Genomic DNA, 551 nt, shown 5'->3' on the forward strand with positions numbered 1-551 from the left:
GGGATTCCAGCCATGTCAAGGGTAGGTAAGGTTTTTCGCGTTGCATCGAATTAATCCACATCATCCACCGCTTGTGCGGGTCCCCGTCAATTCCTTTGAGTTTTAATCTTGCGACCGTACTCCCCAGGCGGTCTACTTCACGCGTTAGCTGCGTTACCAAGTCAATTAAGACCCGACAACTAGTAGACATCGTTTAGGGCGTGGACTACCAGGGTATCTAATCCTGTTTGCTCCCCACGCTTTCGTGCATGAGCGTCAGTTTTGACCCAGGGGGCTGCCTTCGCCATCGGTGTTCCTCCACATATCTACGCATTTCACTGCTACACGTGGAATTCTACCCCCCTCTGCCAAACTCTAGCCTTGCAGTCTTCATCGCCATTCCCAGGTTGAGCCCGGGGATTTCACGACAAACTTACAAAACCGCCTGCGCACGCTTTACGCCCAGTAATTCCGATTAACGCTTGCACCCTACGTATTACCGCGGCTGCTGGCACGTAGTTAGCCGGTGCTTATTCTTCAGGTACCGTCATTAGCCCGCTGTATTAGAGCAG

General features: G+C 52.3%; 1 rRNA gene. It reads right to left on the bottom strand.

The features are described 5' to 3' along the window. Positions 1–551, bottom strand: a 16S ribosomal RNA gene (locus AC07OK_RS30775); the annotation flags it as partial.

This window comes from Duganella sp. GW821-FHT07G03 (assembly GCF_059418605.1).